The sequence below is a fragment of the Falsiruegeria litorea R37 genome (assembly GCF_900172225.1).
In the GTDB taxonomy this organism is placed as follows: Bacteria; Pseudomonadota; Alphaproteobacteria; order Rhodobacterales; family Rhodobacteraceae; genus Falsiruegeria; species Falsiruegeria litorea.
In genome coordinates, this window is the sequence record NZ_FWFO01000001.1 from 2,277,176 (window position 1) to 2,294,392 (window position 17,217).

Here is a 17,217-nt window from a genome sequence, read left to right on the forward strand (position 1 = left end):
AAAACACATTTCAGTCCGCCTGGGATAAGCGACGCGGGACCAGGCTTTAAGGAGCCACAGATGATTACAAAATGGCTGACCGCCGCCGTTTCGGCATATCTGTGGCTGTCGTCTCCGCTCCAGGCTGAAATTCGCGCCCTGCTGGTCGGTGTTTCCGATTATGATGAGGCGTCGGACATTCCCGATCTTCGTGGACCAAAGAATGATGTCACCCTGATGCAAGATGTGCTGCAAGCGCGCGGCGCAACCGACATCATTGTGCTGGCCGATGGAGTAGATGGTGGCACCAAACCGACGCTTGCAGCCATCGAAACCGGATTTGCCGACCTCACAGCACGGGCTCAGCCGGACGACTTGGTTTACGTGCATCTTTCCGGCCACGGCACCCGGCAACCCGATCTTTCGGGTGACGAAACCGACGGTCTGGACGAGGTTTTCCTGCCCGCCGACAGCGCGAAAGTGCCGTCCGGCGCCTCGACGATCCCCAACAGCCTGACGGACGACCTTCTTGGTGAGTTGATCATCAACCTGCGTGCCACTGGTGCTGATGTCTGGGTGGTCATGGACAGCTGCCATTCCGGCAGCGGCACCCGCAGCCTGTCTGGCACCACCGCCGAACGCAATGTCGATCCAAACGTGTTGGGTGTCGACATCAGTCAAGCCACTGCACAATCGGGCGCAACGCCTCCGCCTTCGACTGTCGCTGACGCTGCTCTCGGCGGCTATCTTGCATTTTATGCCACCCGCTCCAACGACGTCGCCCGAGAAGGAGATTTTTCCGATGGCACCACATCTGACCAGTGGTTTGGCCTTTTCACCGCGGCTCTGGCCGCGCGTTTGGAAAACGGACAAGCGTTGAGCTATCGCCAGCTTTTCCAGGGCATTCTAAGCGATATGAACAAAGGGCGTGGCTTCGGTGCTGGTAGCCTGCAAACCCCGCTCTGGGAGGGCAATCTGATCGATGCCTCGGTCTTTGGCGGAGGGGACAACAGCGGCACAACCCGGTACCTGACCTCTGGTGACAGGGTCGAAGCCGGGCTGGTGCACGGTCTTCAGGTCGGGTCCCTTCTGGCACTTTTTCCAGATGTGGCGGATTCAGGTGACGTGGCACCGCTGGGATATGCGCAGGCCGAAGAGGTCAACGCGCGCAGCAGCTATCTGCGCCCTGTTGCTACCGACTGCCAACCGCAGGCGAAAACCCTCTGCGATTGGGCTGACAGCCTGCCAAGCGAGGCGCGCTTTGCTCAGGTCGAAGTGCATCCCGCCAACCCAACTGTACGGTTCTCTCCAATACTGGACTTTGAAACCGGCGCACCATTGGCGGCGAACAACCCCACCTCGGATTTGCTGCAAGATGGCGTCGCGCGGGCAGTCGAAGCCTCGGGCATTCCGGCCGAAATCACCCCTGATAAGATCGACATTCGCGTAACGCTGCGAAACGACAGCCTGTGGTTTGGCCCTGTGACGCAACTCGGGGCGGATCCTGTGGGGCTTGAGGTCCCGCTTTATGGCACGGGCACCCCCGATCTGCTGCCACCGGTTCTGCGCATCCTGCGAGCAGAGCGTCTGGCGCGCATTCTGGATTCGCTCGACGGTGGAGGTGGCCTGTCAAACCCGCTACCGCTGGACATCGATGCTGAGCGGTTTGACAGCACGCTCAGTGATCTTGCAAGTCCCGGTCAGCGCATTCAGCCCCAACGTGAATGTCGTCCGGTCTTTCGCAATGCCATGCAAAGCAGTTTTGACGGGCTGGATCCCCTGAGCGACGTCAAACAATGCGACGTGCTGCGCTTTTCGGCGCGTGGCAACCGCGACGGTCAACGCGACGTGAACCGTATCCACATCGATTCCCAATATTGCATCAACGTGGCTTATGAGTTGGTTGAAGGAAAACAGAGTCAGCGAAAAGTTGGCGATGAAATGGTGGTCTGCTCCGACTGCCCTGGCGATGTCTATTCCGCGGGGCAGGAACGGCTTTACGTTCTGGTTAGCGATCTTGAAGAAAATGCCGAGGCTCTCAACCTCACCGGATTGGTCGAAAACTGCGACACCGGTACCCGCTCTGTTCGCACCGCCCGCGGGGAAATGTTGCGAGAGTTTTTGCAAGATGCCGGTCAGGCCGGTTTGACACGCGGCAACATGGGCATGGGCATGAGTGCCGCAACAGGCGGGATATGGGTGCAGAGCTATCGCTGGCGCGTGTTGCCCCGCACCGAGGCCTTCCGCACCTACGCCAGCCAATAATCCAGCAAGGAAAGTGATCATGAAACAGCCTGGCTTTCGCTCTTTTGTCCTCGCTGTTGCGACCTTGTTGACCATCCTAAGCGCCACGCCCCAAGCCATCGCGCAACCCCCCATCGCTCAGGTCATGACAGAGCCAGACGAACGCCATTCAATGGTTCTGGAGTTTTCCCCAGACGGTCGCCGCCTCGCTATCGCAAGCTTGAGCGACCTTTGGATACGAGACATTGGCACCGGCGAGGTTTTGTTTCAGGAGAAGCTGGAAACCAGCGTCCAGGACCTGACCTTTCTGCCCAACGGGAAATTTTTGGCCGTGGCACTGGGAGAAAAGGGCGTAATCGTTTTTGACCCCCAAAACCGCACCCAGCCCGAAGCCCACCGAATACCTGGAACATGGGACAAGGTACGCGCGCATGCAGATGGCACAGGCCTGTATGGAGGCAACTGGGAAACCGCCAAATCTATGCAGCTACCTGGCACCACCTATAGCGAGATCGACTTGTTCATTCTCTTCCCGTCCTACCAGTTCGACGCGGACGGTAACACCACGATCGCCCGTATGAATTGGCAAATGCACCTGCAGAACCATGCGGAGTTCGAGTCACTTCGCACCTCTGGCAACGTCAACTCTGTTTACAGCAGCGCGCTATACAACTTCATTGCCCGAGGGCTGATTGCCCTGATCCATACCGACCCCGAAGCCGACCCACACCAGAGTTTCCTCACCTATCAGCCCAATAGTGAACCACGCATGAAGGACTATCGGCAGACCGAACGCGGCCCACGCGCCTTGGTTTGGGGCAAAGCCGAAAGCGAAGACCGCTTTGTCGTGATCGATCCGGGAAACTCAGAAGTCACATTCCAGCTCGGCTTTGAGGCCGGGGAGTACTCGCCATACACCGCGGCGACCCTGGCACCAAATGGGCAAATGGTGGCGGCTCTGCACCGAAACGGTCAAATCAACATCTTCGCCACATCTGACGCTCCTGAAGACCTCAGCTTCTCCGACGCACCACCTCTGACCGACCAAGCCCCGGACATTGCCTTGACACAAAGCCACAGCGATCCGATCAAAACGATCGCAATTGCGCCTGACGGAAGAACCTTTGTTTCACTGGGCCAGGACAACCGCATGCACCTATGGGACGCTGTTTCAGGTCGTGCCCTGCGCAGCATTGCTGAGGGAGAATTTTTCAGCACAGTTTCCTATGCGCCAGACAGTAAAACGTTGCTGACAATCGGTCACTCGGACGGGTTCGAACTCTGGTCCACGGCCACAGGGCAGCTTGCAGGTGGCAACCAACACACACCACAGGTCGTCTGGGCAAGTTTCCTGGGCCCGACCGGCGACATACTGGCCTGCGGCACCGCCGGTTGCGACATCGGATCAGAACAGGACTTCGAGCGTGGAACCGTCACGACCTTAGAAATGCCCGTGCTGATGGATGTTGGCAGCTTCAATGGCGCCTCCGTTTCCCCGGACGGATCGCGCACGGCTCTGTCTGTCGGCGGTCAGGTCATTTTGATCGACACGGAACGTCGCAGCCTGCAAAAAATAGACACCCCCGCCGAAGCCTCGAAAGTGGCATTGAACAGCGCGGATTTTGGCCTGATTGTCACCAAGGACGGCCAATTGCAGGAATTCGATGCCAAATCTGGGACTTTGGGCCAACAGCATGACCCGCTGGGTTTTGACATTGACCAAATCACCCACATCGCCAACGATCAATTTCTCCTTTCCACGTCCTCTGGCGTCAATCTCGACGGCTTGGACGATCCGCCAATGCATCGGGTGTACGATCGGCGTTCAGCCTCGGTTGTCGCAACTCTCCCCGCCCCACTCTCTGCACCCGGCATCGGAGGTGCTGGCCCCGTAGCTTTCCATCCCGCTACAAGCACGGTTGTCGGTGTGGGGCACTCTGGCTGGAACGGCGCGCCTCAAATTGATGTATGGGATCTGTCACGGGGGCCCAACGAAGCCACCCTGCGCCATACCATAAAATCCGCGGCCATGGCCCCTCGTTCCTTGGTATTTTCTCAAGACGGTGACACGTTGGTCATCAACGGACGCGAACAGGCGGCGCATTGGGATCTGCAAAGCGGAAAAGTTACGCGTGTCCGCGGCACCCCGATTTTTGCAAATACCGTCATTTCAAAAGGCGGCCTGACCTACATCAGTCAGAGTGACAGCGAACGGAAACTGGCCCATGCCAACACCACAATCGGCGAGATCACTCGCGACTGGAAAAAAAGTGACGCCTTCTACGGCGACCCAGAAGGCCGGATCTTAAGCAACGGAAAAGACATCTTTTTGACCAACGGCCAGACAATGGCTCACTTCGACATTGCGACGATCGAAAATACCAAAAAGCCACTGCGGACCGTACAAGAGTTCACCCTGGAGGGCGGGTATCTGACTGATCCTCCATTGATTTCACCGAATGGAGAACACTTGCTGGGTGAAGTCTTTCAGGACAATCAGCGCAGGCTTCAGCTCTATGATGCCTCGACCGGCGAAATGATTTGGGCGGTCAACAACGACCAATATCTGGAAGACTGGGCCTTCTCACCGGATGGGCAAACCATCGTCTGGCTCGACAACGGTTGGCGCCCTCCGGCTGTCATAGACGTGACCACGGGTGCTCAAAATCCGGTGCCTGGTTTCGACACGCCCGATCGCCCTGACGGTCTTTTGGCTGTAGACCGTTTTGGAGTTGGCCAGTTGATGAAAGTGATCGACGACAACAGGATCCTTCTGCTGGACAGTAAAGGCGCCCCCAGCGATCACAGCACCTCGCTCGCCGGAGTTGCGCCCCGTTCCGCCCGCCTTAGCCACACGCGCGATATGGCGTTGATAGAAGGTTCGGACGGCCGCAATCTTTTGTGGAACTGGCAGAATGGCCTCTCGCACCCGATTTCTGCAAATCCTATTGGCGCGGACGGCATCGCCTTTTCTCCGGATGGTCGGTTGTTGGCCATTGCCGAGACCAGCGGCGTGATTTCGCTGTGGGAGGTACAAACCGGTGCCCGTCTGGTGCGGCTTGTGTCTCTGCTTAGTGGTGATTGGGCCGTGCTCGGAGAAGACGGGCGATATGATGCCTCAGACCCGGGCAATTTTCCGGCACTTGGCTGGGTCCTACCCGATGATCCGCTCCGTTCCTTGCCGGTAGAGCTGTTTTATCGCGAGTTCTTTGAGCCGCGCCTGTTACCACGTTTGCTCAACGCGGAATACCTGCCGCCGCTGCCAGACCTGCCTGCGCTCAATCGACAGCAGCCCGAGTTGGCTTTCGGGGACGTCGTCTTCGATGCCCAACGACCGAACGAGGTCTCGGTCTCTTTGACCGTATCCGCTGTTGGCCCTGAAGGTGCAGGTAGCGGCGTGTCATCGGTCAAACTCTTCCGTGATGGCCAGCTGGTGGCCCAACGGGAGGGTGGGCCACAGGGACTGATTTCGGCCGAACAAGGCACCGCCAGCCTCACCCTGACATTTGAGCGTATCCAACTTCCTACAGACGGTAAGGATGTGCTGTTCGAGGCTTACGCTTTCAATGCAGACGGGGTCAAAAGCACAACCGTACAGAAGTCCCTGCCCGCCCCTGAAACCCCATTGCAAAATGACCGTACCGCCTACGTTATTAGTATCGGCGTAGACAGCTATGAAAACTCTTCGTGGGATCTGAACTATGCAAGTGCTGATGCCATTCTCTCTGCAGAGAGCGTCGCCGACCGGATTTCTGCGCAGGGGGGATTTGACCGCGTTGTTTCAATACCGCTGGTCTCATCACGCGCTCTCGGACAATCAAAGGCCAGTCGCGCCCATGTCGAAACCGTGTTGGCAATACTGGGCGGGGCGCAAGTTTCAGAGGCGGACCGCGCGGCTATCCCAGGCGCACAAACACTGCGCCGCGCCCGCCCCCAAGATTTGGTCTATGTGTTTTTTGCCGGCCACGGGTTTGCCGACGATGACGGCCTGTTTCATCTCTTCTTACAAGACATAGGCACCGATTCCGTCGGCCGCGTCGTAGACGACGCGCTATTGACGAAAACGCTCGACAGCAACCGATTGTCCGATCTCTTCCGCGACATTCAGGCGGGCGACATGGTACTGGTAATTGATGCCTGCAATTCGGCAGCCAGCGTCGAGGGAGAGGCGTTCAAGCCGGGTCCGATGGGCAGCAGGGGTTTGGGTCAATTAGCCTATGACAAGGGAATGCGCGTGCTGACCGCCAGCCAAGCCGAAGGCGTCGCGCTGGAATCCGATGTTCTACGGCACGGAGCGCTTAGCTACGCCATGTTCCGCGAAGGTCTGGAAGACGCTCGTGCCGACAGAGCCCCAGTGGATGAGCGCGTGAGCTTTGGCGAGTTGCTGAGCTTTGCCGAACAACGGGTGCCCACGCTTTACAAGGAAATAGTCGATCACAACTTTATGCCAGTAGAACGCGGATCTATGAGTTTTTCGGCTGATGATGGCGACATAGCCTCGACCCAAAGCCGTTCTACACGCTACCTACAACGCCCTTCGTTGTTTGACTTTACTAGAAACCACGGGCGCGACTCGGTCTATCTCAACCTAAACTGATCTGCCTTTCACCATTTCCCCTACACCGAGCGCTGCGGATCCAGTGTCGCGACGTGACAGATGCGCCTATCTTCGAAAGCTCGACGTTTGGTGGCGATGTAGTTTGCACATTTTTCGTTGGCCCAGAGGGGCGAACTACGCAAAGCATTGGATGTGAGAGGTCGAGAGGACAAGCGAAAACACTAAGCGCGCCCGTGACTCATCTGATGCTTTCCGCCACGCGGAATTTGAGGTGGTTTTCCCCGTCAGAACGCCAATTTGTATTGAGAAATCATAGTGGTGCCCAAGGAGAGACTCGAACTCTCACGCCCGTGAAGGCGGGGGATTTTGAATCCCCTGCGTCTACCATTCCGCCACTTGGGCCACTGCGCATTGAATTAGCCGTGTTGTTCGGGAAGGTCCAGAGGCAAAAAGCAGCGAACCGCAACGAAGTTCAATCTGCAACCGCTTGACCCGGTTGCCTGATCATGGTTTCCCAGCAATCAGATTAAGAGCAAGAGTTGATTACCATCATGCTGCAACGCCTCTATGACAAGACGATTGCTCTGGCGGAGCACCCGCATGCTCTTTGGGTTTTGGCCGGTGTCGCCTTTATCGAAAGCTCTTTTTTCCCAATCCCGCCCGATGTGCTGATGATCCCGATGATTCTTGCGCGCCCCAATCGAGCGTTTCTGATCGCGACGGTTGCTCTGGTCGCATCGGTTCTTGGCGGCATGCTGGGCTATGCCATCGGTGCGTTTTTCTATGAAAGCATCGGGCAACCTATTCTGGCAGCTATGGGCAAGGCCGAGGCGATGGAGGCGTTCAACACAAAGTTCAACGACTTTGGGTTCTGGGCCGTGCTGACCGCGGGTGTCACCCCCTTCCCATACAAAGTCATCACGATCATGTCGGGGTGGACCGGCATGCCGCTTGGGACCTTTGTTGCCACGTCGATCCTGGCGCGCGCGTTGCGGTTCTTTATTGTGGCCGGACTGCTTTGGGCCTTTGGTGCCCCGATCCGCGATTTCATCGAAAAGCGCCTGGGCCTGATGTTTACCCTTTTCATTGTCCTCCTGATCGGGGGATTTGCTGTGGTGAAGTTCCTATGATCTCGCGTAAGACGTTGATTTTGATTGCCTCCGCCGGATCTGCAGCCATGTTGGTTGGGGCCTGGGGATTTCAGTACATTGGCGGCATGGCGCCCTGCAAACTGTGCTATTGGCAGCGGTATCCCCATGCTGCAGCCTTTGTGATTGGCCTTCTCGCGTTGTTCCTGCCCGGTCGCTGGCTACCGCTGCTCGGTGGGTTTGCAGCCCTGGCAACGGCCGGAATCGGCATCTATCACACCGGCGTCGAGCGAGGTTGGTGGGAGGGTCCATCCACGTGTACGTCCGGCCCGATTGGCGGGCTGACGCCAGAGCAGTTGATGGAACAGATCATGTCGGCCCCCCTGACCCGCTGCGACGAGGTCCCATGGGAATTGTTCACGCTATCCATGGCAAGCTGGAACGCGATTGTATCGCTGGGGCTGGCTGCCATCTGGTTCGCTGCGGCACGTGCGGCCCGCTAAGTCGACTTCTTCGTGGACAACAGCAGATTGGTTTCGCTGGTCTGCACGCCTTCGAACATGCGAATCTTGGCCAGGGCCTGATCCAGTTCCTCAAGCGTTTCGGTACCCAACTCGATAATCAGATCCCAGCGACCATTGGTTGAATGGACCGCGCGCACCTCTTTCAATCCCTGCAGCGCACGGGTGATCCGGTTGGTCCCGCGCCCCTCGATCCCGATCATCATCAGCCCGCGCACCGGATCGCGCAGGACATCCTCTTTCAGGACCACGGTGAACCCCAACACATCGCCGCGCTGAATCAGCCGTTCGATACGCGCCCGAACGGTTGTGCGGGACAGGTTGAGCTGCAGCGCCAGATCCGACAAAGAGGCCCGCGCGTCATGGCGCAGGGCCGCGACCAACCGCTCATCCGTTTTGTCCATTTGGGAACTCCAATTCGATCATATTGGCGTCGCTTTGATCAAATTTACCTCTGTATTTCAACCCATTTCGATCAGAAATTGGAAGAAACACTGATTTTCGAGGTTTCACATGAACGCCAAACACTGCATTCTGATCGGGGCACCGGTCGACAGCGGCAAGCGTCGTGCGGGATGTCTGATGGGCCCCGATGCCTATCGCACCGCTGGTCTGGCCGAGGCGCTGACTGATCTGGGCCACACGGTCGAGGATCTGGGCAATCTTACGCCTGCATCGCACCCGACAGAGCCCGGCGACACCCATCTGCATCAGCCCAGCAAGACCGTCGGCTGGACCCACCGCCTGATCCGCACCGCCGAAGAAACCATGCCGCGCGGCCTGCCGATCTTTCTGGGCGGCGATCATGCGCTGGCCCTTGGCAGTGTGGCAGGTGTAGCCAATCACGCGGCCAAAGAAGAGCGCCCCCTGTTCGTTCTCTGGCTGGACGCGCACAGCGACTTTCATACGCCTGACACTTCGGGATCAGGCAATCTTCATGGCACCCCCTTAGGCTATGTCACCGGGCGCGGTGGCTTTGCGGGCTTCCCGGTGATCACCAACCCAGTGCCACAGGAAAACATCTGCATCATTGGCTTGCGCTCGGTCGACAACGCGGAACGCGAAGCGCTGCAATCCAGCCGCATCCGGTTCCACGACATGCGCGAGATTGATGAAAGCGGGATCGCCAAGCCCCTCGCGGCCTTTTTGGAAACCGTGGCCGAACACAATGGCCTGCTGCATGTCTCTCTGGATGTGGATTTCCTGGACCCCTCGATCGCGCCTGCCGTTGGCACCACGGTTCCGGGCGGCGCCACCATCCGCGAGGGGCACCTGGCGATGGAGATGATCTGTGACAGCGGGCTGATGACCTCTCTGGATCTGGTCGAGCTGAACCCGTTCCTGGACGAGCGAGGCCGCACCGCGCAGGTCATGGTCGATCTGGCAGCCTCCTCGCTGGGACGCCGGGTCTTTGACCGCCCGACCCGGAGTTTCCTATGAACCTGCTGCAAGCCCCCCAATCGGTCGTCATGATCCGGCCGCATGCGTTCTGCTCGAACCCGGAAACCCAAGGGGACAACGCGTTTCAGACACCGACGCCCAAGGATGTTTCACATAAGGCGCGCGACGAGTTTGACGCCGCCGTAAGCACCCTGCGCGGCCACGGCGTCGATGTGAACGTGTTCGAAGATTTCGGAACCCGGCACACGCCCGACAGCGTGTTCCCGAACAACTGGTTTTCCACCCATGCGGGCGGTCATGTGGCGCTCTATCCTATGTTTGCCAAAAACCGCCAACGCGAGCGGCGCTCAGATGTGATCGACATGTTGAAACGCGATTTCCGCGTCTCGGACGTGATCGACTACAGCGGGTTGGAACACGATGGCCTGGCGCTTGAGGGGACCGGTGCCATGGTTCTGGACCACATCGGCCGTATCGCCTTTGTCGCCAAGTCCAACCGCGCCGATCCAGTGGTGCTGGAGCGGTTCTGTACCCACTTCAACTATGAACCCATCGCGTTTGACGCACATGATGCCGCCGGACAGGCGATCTATCACACCAACGTCCTTATGGGCATCGGTACTGATTTTGCCCTAGTCGGCCTTGATCTGATCCCAGACGCGGACCGCAGACAGACCGTTGTCGATCGCTTGGAGGAAACCGGACGCGAGGTTATTGCCCTGACGCCTTGGCAGATCGATAACTTTGCAGGCAACGCCATCGAATTGACCGGGAACAGCCGCATTCTGGCGCTGTCGTCACGCGCGCTGGATGCGCTGCGCCCCGAGCAGATCGATGTCATCGAACGCTCGGCCAGGCCCGTACCCCTGACCATCCCAACACTCGAAAGCGCCGGCGGCTCGGTCCGTTGCATGATCGCCGGCATCCACTTGACCCGCCGCCCCGAAAGGAACGCCGCATGACCCCCTCTGACAAAGCCCTGGTGCCTTTCGTCTCGGTCGATCACATGATGCAACTGATTCATCAAATCGGCCTCGAGCCGATGCTGCGTGGCATTGCCGAGTATATCGAGGCAGATTTCCACCGGTGGGAGCTATTCGACAAGACCCCGCGCGTCGCCAGCCATTCGGCCGAGGGCGTGATCGAGTTGATGCCAACCTCGGACGGCGAGGTCTATGGGTTCAAATACGTCAACGGCCATCCCAAGAATACCAAAGAGGGCCTGCAGACCGTGACCGCCTTTGGGCTTTTGGCCGACGTGGCAACGGGTTACCCGGTGCTGTTAAGCGAAATGACCATGTTGACTGCCCTACGTACCGCCGCAACCTCGGCCATGGTTGCGAAACACCTTGCCCCCAAAGGCGCCGATACGATGGCCATGATCGGCAATGGAGCTCAATCGGAGTTTCAAACCCTGGCGATGAAGGCGATCTGTGGGCTCAAAACCGTGCGCCTTTATGACATCGACCCCGCGGCCACCCGCAAATGCGCTGCCAATCTGGCTTCCCATGGGATCACGGTGGTGTCCTGTGCCAACCCCGAAGAGGCGATCCAGGGTGCGCAGATTCTGACCACTTGCACCGCTGACAAGCAATATGCCACCATCCTCACTGACAACATGGTCGGTGCAGGCGTCCACATCAACGCCATCGGCGGCGACTGTCCCGGCAAAACAGAACTGGCGGCAGGCATCCTGCAACGGTCGGACATTTTTGTTGAATACCCTCCTCAGACCCGGATCGAAGGCGAGATCCAGCAGCTTGCAGATGACCACCCGGTAATTGAATTCTGGCAGGTCGTCACTGGCCAGCATAAAGGTCGGGTTTCGGACCGTCAGATTACTCTTTTCGACAGTGTCGGCTTCGCGATCGAGGATTTCAGCGCCCTGCGGTATGTTCGCGACCAGCTGGAAGCCACAGGCCTTTATCACGCGCTCGACCTGCTGGCGGACCCAGATGATCCTCGTGACCTTTTCGGAATGCTGCAACGCGCCGCGCCTGAAGACTAGGACTTAATGAGGCTCTGCTTCATACTCTGGAATAGCAGAAACAAGGGAAAAAAGCGGTCTTTCGCTTCTTTCCCCTGCTGAAAACATCCTGTGGGAGGCATAGCCTGCGGCGGCGGGGTAACCCCCCATCACGCGTCGAGTTCCGCGTCCCAATACAGAAAGTCCATCCAGCTTTCGTGCAGATGGTTGGGTGGAAACTTGCGACCCACGTTGCGCAGCTCTTCGGCCTGCGGCTGACGCGGCGGTTTGCGCAGGGACATGCCCGCACGGCGCAGTGATTTGGACCCTTTGCGCAGGTTGCACGGGCTGCAGGCTGCAACCACGTTTTCCCAACTGGTCACACCGCCTGATGCCCGCGGCACCACGTGATCAAAGGTCAGATCCCCGCGCGCGCCACAGTATTGGCAACTGAATTCATCCCTCAAAAACAAATTAAAGCGCGTGAAGGCCACGCGCTTTCTGGGTTTGACATAGTCTTTGAGAACAACAACCGATGGTATCCTGATTTCGGTCGACGGACTTCGCACAACCTCATCATATTCGGCCACAATGTCCACCCGGTCCAACCAAGCCGCCTTGATCGCATCCTGCCAGGGCCACAGCGAAAGCGGATAATAGGATAAGGGCCGATAGTCCGCATTCAGAACCAGCGCCGGATGCTGTTTCAACGCGCCCGGTTCGCGTACAAATTCCGTCCTGAAGTCACCGTCCATCAAAGACTCTCTCCTCGCCTTGCACTGCCCGCCTCTCGGGCACCAAGGCGGGGATCCCCGCCCCAGCTTACCCACAACTATATATCGTGGCAAAGCTCTGACAAGCCCCGAATTTCCACAATATATCGCGGATGCTTACGGTGATTCCGTGACGGGCATATGACATTTATCCACAGCTTGCAGAGCCCACCGTCCGCGCGGTATGCAGGGCGCCATGACCCGCCTGATCCGCTTCAACAAACCCTTTGACGTGCTGCCCCAGTTTACCGACCGGGCCAATGCCGACAGTCCACGCGCGACCCTGTCTGACTATGTCGACGTGCCTCGCGTTTACCCTGCCGGGCGTCTGGACCGCGACAGCGAGGGGCTGATGCTGTTGACAGACAACGGCAAGTTGCAGGCGCAGATTTCGGACCCCAAGCACAAGATGCCCAAAACCTACTGGGTTCAAGTCGAAGGTAGCCCGGACCAGCACGCCCTCAAGACCCTGCGTGACGGTGTCGAGCTCAAGGATGGGTTGACCCGCCCTGCCAAGGCACGGATGATGACCGAACCCGCAGAGTTGTGGGCCCGAACACCGCCTATTCGGACACGCCAATCCATCCCCGACACCTGGATCGAACTGACCATCCGCGAAGGCCGCAACCGGCAAGTCCGGCGCATGACCGCGGCTGTGGGGCACCCGACGCTGCGGTTGATCCGCTACGGGATTGGGGCCTGGACCCTGGAAGGTTTGAAAAGCGGCGCCTGGGACGAGTTGCAGGTCCCCAACATCGAGACACCGTCGCGTCCAAGCGGCAAGGACCGTCGCAAGACGCCCAGACGTCGCTGACATCCACCTCACGCTTACGTAATGCGGTGCCGCGCCGAGCCTAAGGCGAGGCGCGCGGCCCAACCGAGCAAGGGCCCGTCAGGGCATGATGTGAGGGCGGGAGTACTTCGAGCCTGTGGCGCTTACTGGCGGTTCAGAACAAATCGCTTTGAAATGCGGTCCACCAGAGTTCCATCCCTCAGCGGCCGACTGTGGGACACGGAATGATCCTGAAAGCCCATTTTGGTGTAGTAGCTCAGCCCCGGCACATTGTCGGCGCGGATGGTCGCGTTGATCTGAGCGAACCCAAGCTTGCGCGCCACCCACGAGGTTTCAGCGAACAAGGCCCGCCCGACGCCGCGAACGATCCGCTCTTGCCGGGCAAAGCTGGCAATGTCGGCGCAATCAGGGGGCAGATCCTCGGATACGCCCAGCCATTGAAACCCGGCAACGTCGCCGCCTGCGTCCACCGCCACATGGCAACAGACATGGTCGGAACCTGTCAAATAGTACGCGCGAAACAGGGCCTCTGACAAAGGCACCTCCTTCGCTGTTGTCCCGCCCGCCTCAATGATGTCGTTCAGGATGCGACAGCTTGCGGTCACATCCTCGGGCATCATCGGGCGGACGGTCAATGTCATGGTCAGAGGCTCAGCTTGTCGCGCATGAAGGCCAGCGCGACGCTCAGCCCGTCCGGCGCGATGCCATGGCCTGTGCCCTTCATGATATGGGCGTAAACCTCTTTGAATTCTGCAGCCTGCAGCGCCTCTGCCGCCTGCGGCAGCGATTGAGGCGGCACCACGTCATCGGCATCACCATGCACAAGCAGGATCGGCATCCGGCTGATGACCTCATCCTCCAGCGTCTCAGGGCTCAGCAACCGACCCGAGAAGGCCACGATGCCCGCAACCGGATCCTCCCGGCGCGGCGCCACATGCAGGCTCATCATCGTGCCCTGGCTGAAGCCGAACAAAACAACCTGCTCGGGCAGAACATCTTCGTCCACCATCAGCGCATCCAGGAAGGCGTCGAAATCATCAACCGCCGCCGCCATGCCGCGCATCGCCTCCTCTTCGGACGAGCCGTCGATCCAAGGGATCGGGAACCACTGAAACCCGTTCGGCATGCCGGGAATCTGCTCGGGCGCATCGGGTGCTACAAACAGTGTGTCCGGCAGATGTTCGGCCAGAGGGTCGGCAAGCCCCAGCAGGTCGGCACCATTGGCCCCATAGCCGTGCACGAACACCACAACCGAGCGTGTGCTGCCCGAAACCGGCTCCTTGCGGAGCGCATTCAAAACTCTGGTCATCTGATACCTTCCCTGTCTTTGGCAACGCGGTAATAGGCCCACAAAACCCGCGCCGCAACCGAACGCCAGGGCGACCACGCGTTCGCAATCTCGCGCATTTCCTTTTCCGTCGGTCGCTTGGGCAGGTCATACAGAACGCGTGCGGCCTCTTGCAGGGCCAGATCGCCATGGGCAAAGACGTCCGCCCGCCCCAACGAGAACATCGCATAGATCTCGGCTGTCCAGACACCGATGCCCGAAACCTCGGTCAGGGTTGCGATAACCTCTGCATCAGGAGCGTCCCGCAAGGCCTTGAAATCAATACGCGCGTCGGCCAGAGCGCGGGCATAGCGCATCTTCTGGCGGCTAAGGCCCACGGCGCGCAAATCATCATCCGTCGCCCACATGATCTTGCGCGGTCCGGTCAGGCGGGCGTCCTTCATACGCTTCCAGATGGCATTGGCTGACGCGACGCTGACCTGTTGGCTGACGATGGCGCTGAGCAGCTGTTCAAACCCGTCCGGCCTGCGACGCAAAGGTAAGGGGCCGGTCTGATCCATCGCATAGGCCATGCGGGGGCAAGCACCGCGCAGCCAATCCGCGCCCTCGATGACGCACTCTGGTGTCTCAATGATGCGTCCGATGTCGGTCATGCGCGCCCTTGTATTCTTGCCCTGCACCCTACCTGCATCACATCTCGTTTCAACCCGCTTGTGCGCGAACAATTTCAAGGATACGCATGCGTCATGACCATGACCGCTGCCCCCCTTCCATCTCCTGCAGATGACAGCCGCGCCAAGCGCAATGTTGCCGTACTAGTTGCTGCCCAGGCTTTGCTGGGCGCGCAGATGCCGATGATTTTCACCATTGGTGGTCTGGCGGGCCAATCCTTGGCCAGCAATGTCTGTCTTGCGACCCTGCCCATTTCGCTGATCGTTCTGGGCTCGATGCTGACCGCAACGCCAATTTCGGCAATCATGCAGAAATGGGGACGTCGTGCGGGCTTTTTGATCGGCAGCGCCGGAGGGGCTGCAGGCGGTCTTGTGGGCGCTTACGGCCTTTACTTGGGCTCGTTCCCGATCTTCCTGCTCGGCAGTTTCCTGACCGGCATCTACATGAGCGCGCAAGGGTTCTACCGCTTTGCCGCAGCCGACACCGCGTCCGAGGCGTTCCGGCCCAAGGCGATCTCCTACGTCATGGCCGGCGGTCTCGTGTCCGCCGTCATCGGGCCCCAATTGGTCAAGGCCACCAGTCAGGCCTTTGTGGTGCCGTTCATGGGCACCTATCTGGCGGTGATTGCGGTCAACGTGATTGGCTCGCTGCTGTTCTTCTTCATCGACATCCCAAAACCCGCAGCCCCCGCCGAGGACGCCCCCAAAGGCCGCACCCGGTGGGAATTGATCACCACGCCGCGCATCGCCGTGGCGGTGATCTGCGCCATGGTATCTTATGCTCTGATGAATCTGGTCATGACCTCGACCCCGCTGGCGGTTGTGGGCTGCGGTTATACCGAAGGCGATGCGGCAGACGTGGTGACCAGCCACGTTCTGGCGATGTTTGCCCCAAGCTTTTTCACCGGTCACCTGATCGCGCGTTTTGGGGTGGAAAAGATCGTGGCCACCGGATTGGTTATTCTGGCAGGTGCGGGCGCTGTGGCGCTGCAGGGCGTGGACATCGGCAACTTTTTCATTGCTCTGATCCTGCTGGGGCTTGGCTGGAACTTTGGCTTCATCGGGGCCACTACCATGCTGGCCGGTGCGCACGAACCGCATGAACGCGGACGAATGCAGGGCCTCAACGACCTGTTGGTCTTTGGTGGTGTGACCGTGGCCTCTCTGGCTTCGGGCGGGTTGATGAATTGCTCGGGTGGCTCGCCGATCGAAGGCTGGACCGCCGTCAACCTGGCGATGGGGCCCTTCCTTGTGCTGGCCGGTGGCGCGCTGATCTGGCTGGTTCTACGCCCGAAAGAGGCCTAACGCCAGATCTCGAAGCACTCCCGCCCTCGCATCATGCCCTGACGGGCTCTTGCTCGGTTGGGCCGAGCGCCTCGCCTGCCGCGAGGCGCGGCACCGTGATATGAAACCCGATGAGTGGTACCGGACAGCGTGTCGACGTCAACGCTTGCGGGATGCAGCCTCGACATCTTCGAGACCTCCTGCTTCGATCGCGGATTGCATGCCTGCATCAATATGTGGACGGTAAATGACCCACATCCGCGCGCGCATATCGCGCCCTTTGGCCGTGATCCGCAGCACCTTACCCCGCTTGTCATCTGCTGCCGGTTCGCGCGTCAACAGCCCCTCTTCAGCCATGCGCATGACCTGGCGCGAGAAACTGGATTGATCAAACAGCAAACGCTCCTCCAGTCGAACAGGGCGCAATCCGTCGGGGTGTTGCTCCAACTCCCAAAGGACATCATACCAATTCAGTTTGGGTAGACCCGCCATAACCAGGGCCCGTTCTGCATCCCGGTAGATGCGAGTCCGCACACGGTTTAGCGCGATCCAGGCCCGCTCTCGCGTTTCAAAGTCAGTCACTTGCCCCCCACTGAAGTGTTCCGCGTCATTTCAATGCAAATACATCCACATTCGACGTGTCCGAACAAG

Annotated in this window: 15 protein-coding genes and 1 tRNA gene; 9 read left to right on the top strand and 7 right to left on the bottom strand. The window is 59.1% G+C overall.

All coding sequences use genetic code 11. From position 1 onward, the window contains the following. Nucleotides 1-60 precede the first annotated feature (60 nt). Nucleotides 61-2,244, top strand: a complete 2,184-nt coding sequence (locus tag TRL7639_RS11070) for a caspase family protein (protein ID WP_085795726.1) — start codon at nucleotides 61-63, stop codon at nucleotides 2,242-2,244. Nucleotides 2,245-2,263: 19 nt separating this feature from the next. Continuing rightward, entirely contained in the window at nucleotides 2,264-6,820 is a 4,557-nt protein-coding gene (locus TRL7639_RS11075; protein ID WP_085795727.1) for a caspase family protein, read from the top strand. Nucleotides 6,821-7,097: 277 nt separating this feature from the next. Here TRL7639_RS11075 and TRL7639_RS11080 read toward each other — a convergent pair. Then, nucleotides 7,098-7,183 (bottom strand) — tRNA-Leu (locus TRL7639_RS11080). A gap of 149 nt (nucleotides 7,184-7,332) precedes the next feature. Between TRL7639_RS11080 and TRL7639_RS11085 the strand changes: the two genes are divergently transcribed. Together TRL7639_RS11085 and TRL7639_RS11090 are read left to right on the top strand one after the other, a co-directional pair. Continuing rightward, nucleotides 7,333-7,911 (top strand): YqaA family protein, encoded by a 579-nt coding sequence (locus TRL7639_RS11085; protein WP_085795728.1) that lies wholly within the window; start codon nucleotides 7,333-7,335, stop codon nucleotides 7,909-7,911. Next, on the top strand, nucleotides 7,908-8,372 hold the full coding sequence (locus tag TRL7639_RS11090) for a disulfide bond formation protein B (protein WP_085795729.1): 465 nt from the start codon (nucleotides 7,908-7,910) through the stop codon (nucleotides 8,370-8,372). The genes TRL7639_RS11085 and TRL7639_RS11090 overlap by 4 nt, the downstream gene beginning before the upstream one ends. Here TRL7639_RS11090 and TRL7639_RS11095 read toward each other — a convergent pair. Continuing rightward, nucleotides 8,369-8,794, bottom strand: coding sequence for an Lrp/AsnC family transcriptional regulator (locus TRL7639_RS11095; protein WP_085795730.1), 426 nt, complete (start codon nucleotides 8,792-8,794; stop codon nucleotides 8,369-8,371). The genes TRL7639_RS11090 and TRL7639_RS11095 overlap by 4 nt on opposite strands. Nucleotides 8,795-8,903: 109 nt before the next feature. On the opposite strand from TRL7639_RS11095, the gene rocF reads away from it, so the two are divergent. Genes rocF through ocd form a run of 3 tightly spaced genes read left to right on the top strand, consistent with a single transcriptional unit; the run spans nucleotide 8,904 to nucleotide 11,799 of the window. Continuing rightward, nucleotides 8,904-9,830, top strand: a complete 927-nt coding sequence (gene rocF / locus TRL7639_RS11100) for an arginase (RefSeq protein ID WP_085795731.1) — start codon at nucleotides 8,904-8,906, stop codon at nucleotides 9,828-9,830. Continuing rightward, entirely contained in the window at nucleotides 9,827-10,753 is a 927-nt protein-coding gene (ctlX, locus tag TRL7639_RS11105) for a citrulline utilization hydrolase CtlX (protein ID WP_085795732.1), read from the top strand. Before rocF ends, ctlX begins: the two co-directional genes overlap by 4 nt. Beyond that, a complete protein-coding gene (gene ocd, locus TRL7639_RS11110) occupies nucleotides 10,750-11,799 on the top strand; it encodes an ornithine cyclodeaminase (protein WP_085795733.1) in 1,050 nt (349 codons plus the stop codon). The genes ctlX and ocd overlap by 4 nt, the downstream gene beginning before the upstream one ends. A 128-nt stretch (nucleotides 11,800-11,927) precedes the next feature. Here ocd and TRL7639_RS11115 read toward each other — a convergent pair whose 3' ends face one another. Continuing rightward, nucleotides 11,928-12,512 (bottom strand): HNH endonuclease, encoded by a 585-nt coding sequence (locus tag TRL7639_RS11115; protein ID WP_085795734.1) that lies wholly within the window; start codon nucleotides 12,510-12,512, stop codon nucleotides 11,928-11,930. A 214-nt stretch (nucleotides 12,513-12,726) separates the two neighbouring features. Here TRL7639_RS11115 and TRL7639_RS11120 point away from each other — a divergent pair, with 214 nt between their 5' ends. Then, a complete protein-coding gene (locus tag TRL7639_RS11120) occupies nucleotides 12,727-13,344 on the top strand; it encodes a pseudouridine synthase (protein ID WP_085796382.1) in 618 nt (205 codons plus the stop codon). Between the two features lie 122 nt (nucleotides 13,345-13,466). Here the strand turns inward: TRL7639_RS11120 and TRL7639_RS11125 are convergent, their stop codons facing one another. From TRL7639_RS11125 to TRL7639_RS11135, 3 genes are read right to left on the bottom strand one after another with little or no spacing between them, the layout of a single operon-like run. Beyond that, nucleotides 13,467-13,964, bottom strand: coding sequence for a GNAT family N-acetyltransferase (locus tag TRL7639_RS11125; protein WP_085795735.1), 498 nt, complete (start codon nucleotides 13,962-13,964; stop codon nucleotides 13,467-13,469). A 2-nt stretch (nucleotides 13,965-13,966) separates the two neighbouring features. Next, nucleotides 13,967-14,632: an alpha/beta hydrolase gene (locus tag TRL7639_RS11130; protein WP_085795736.1), complete on the bottom strand. Its 666-nt coding sequence runs from the start codon at nucleotides 14,630-14,632 to the stop codon at nucleotides 13,967-13,969. Then, nucleotides 14,629-15,264 (bottom strand): DNA-3-methyladenine glycosylase family protein, encoded by a 636-nt coding sequence (locus TRL7639_RS11135; RefSeq protein ID WP_085795737.1) that lies wholly within the window; start codon nucleotides 15,262-15,264, stop codon nucleotides 14,629-14,631. The genes TRL7639_RS11130 and TRL7639_RS11135 overlap by 4 nt, the downstream gene beginning before the upstream one ends. 93 nt (nucleotides 15,265-15,357) lie before the next feature. On the opposite strand from TRL7639_RS11135, the gene TRL7639_RS11140 reads away from it, so the two are divergent. Beyond that, entirely contained in the window at nucleotides 15,358-16,587 is a 1,230-nt protein-coding gene (locus TRL7639_RS11140) for an MFS transporter (protein WP_085795738.1), read from the top strand. Between the two features lie 138 nt (nucleotides 16,588-16,725). Here the strand turns inward: TRL7639_RS11140 and TRL7639_RS11145 are convergent, their stop codons facing one another. Continuing rightward, entirely contained in the window at nucleotides 16,726-17,148 is a 423-nt protein-coding gene (locus tag TRL7639_RS11145) for a MarR family winged helix-turn-helix transcriptional regulator (RefSeq protein WP_085795739.1), read from the bottom strand. Nucleotides 17,149-17,217: the final 69 nt, after the last annotated feature.